Source organism: Streptomyces sp. ST2-7A (assembly GCF_021390475.1).
Lineage (GTDB): Bacteria > Actinomycetota > Actinomycetes > Streptomycetales > Streptomycetaceae > Streptomyces.
Window position 1 is genome coordinate 1 of record NZ_JAJUWS010000086.1, and the last position, 1,562, is coordinate 1,562.

At 57.8% G+C, this 1,562-nt stretch carries 1 rRNA gene; it reads left to right on the plus strand.

Annotated elements, in window-relative coordinates:
* Nucleotides 1–1,541 (plus strand): 23S ribosomal RNA (locus LZF96_RS26290); the annotation flags it as partial.
* Between the last annotated feature and the right edge of the window lie 21 nt (nucleotides 1,542–1,562).

Consider the following 1,562-nt stretch of genomic DNA (forward strand, 5'->3'; position numbering starts at 1 on the left):
CGCCTTCGGGTGGTGGGTGTGGTGGAGCCGGTGACCCGATGGGGTAGTAGGTGAGTGATGGGGTGACGCAGGAAGGTAGTCCAGCCCGGGCGGTGGTAGTCCCGGGGTAAGGGTGTAGGACGCGGGGTAGGTAAATCCGTCCCGCATACAAGTCTGAGACCTGATGCCGAGCCGATTGTGGTGAAGTGGATGATCCTATGCTGTCGAGAAAAGCCTCTAGCGATGTTCCGTGGCGGCCCGTACCCCAAACCGACTCAGGTGGTCTGGTAGAGAATACCGAGGCGTTCGGGTGAACTATGGTTAAGGAACTCGGCAAAATGCCCCCGTAACTTCGGGAGAAGGGGGGCCGTGTACCGGTGATGGCACTTGCTGTCTGAGCCGGGGGCGGCCGCAGAGACCAGCGAGAAGCGACTGTTTACTAAAAACACAGGTCCGTGCGAAGCTGTAAGGCGATGTATACGGACTGACGCCTGCCCGGTGCTGGAACGTTAAGGGGACCGGTTAGCTCTTCGGGGCGAAGCCGAGAACTTAAGCGCCAGTAAACGGCGGTGGTAACTATAACCATCCTAAGGTAGCGAAATTCCTTGTCGGGTAAGTTCCGACCTGCACGAATGGCGTAACGACTTCTCGACTGTCTCAACCATAGGCCCGGTGAAATTGCACTACGAGTAAAGATGCTCGTTTCGCGCAGCAGGACGGAAAGACCCCGGGACCTTTACTATAGCTTGATATTGGTGTTCGGTTCGGCTTGTGTAGGATAGGTGGGAGACTGTGAAGCATGCACGCCAGTGTGTGTGGAGTCGTTGTTGAAATACCACTCTGGTCGTGCTGGATGTCTAACCCGGGTCCGTGATCCGGATCGGGGACAGTGTCTGGTGGGTAGTTTAACTGGGGCGGTTGCCTCCCAAAGAGTAACGGAGGCGCCCAAAGGTTCCCTCAGCCTGGTTGGTCATCAGGTGGTGAGTGTAAGTGCACAAGGGAGCTTGACTGTGAGACTGACGGGTCGAGCAGGGACGAAAGTCGGGACTAGTGATCCGGCGGTGGCTTGTGGAAGCGCCGTCGCTCAACGGATAAAAGGTACCCCGGGGATAACAGGCTGATCTTCCCCAAGAGTCCGTATCGACGGGATGGTTTGGCACCTCGATGTCGGCTCGTCGCATCCTGGGGCTGGAGTCGGTCCCAAGGGTTGGGCTGTTCGCCCATTAAAGCGGTACGCGAGCTGGGTTTAGAACGTCGTGAGACAGTTCGGTCCCTATCCGCTGTGCGCGTTGGATTCTTGAGAAGGGCTGTCCCCAGTACGAGAGGACCGGGACGGACGAACCTCTGGTGTGCCAGTTGTTCTGCCAAGGGCATGGCTGGTTGGCTACGTTCGGGATGGATAACCGCTGAAAGCATCTAAGCGGGAAGCCGGCTTCGAGATGAGGAATCCCACCCACTTGATGGGGTAAGGCTCCCTGTAGACGACGGGGTTGATAGGCCGGAGATGGAAGCCCTGTGAGGGGTGGAGTTGACCGGTACTAATAAGCCGAGGGCTTGTCCTCAGGTGCTCGCGTCCACTGTGT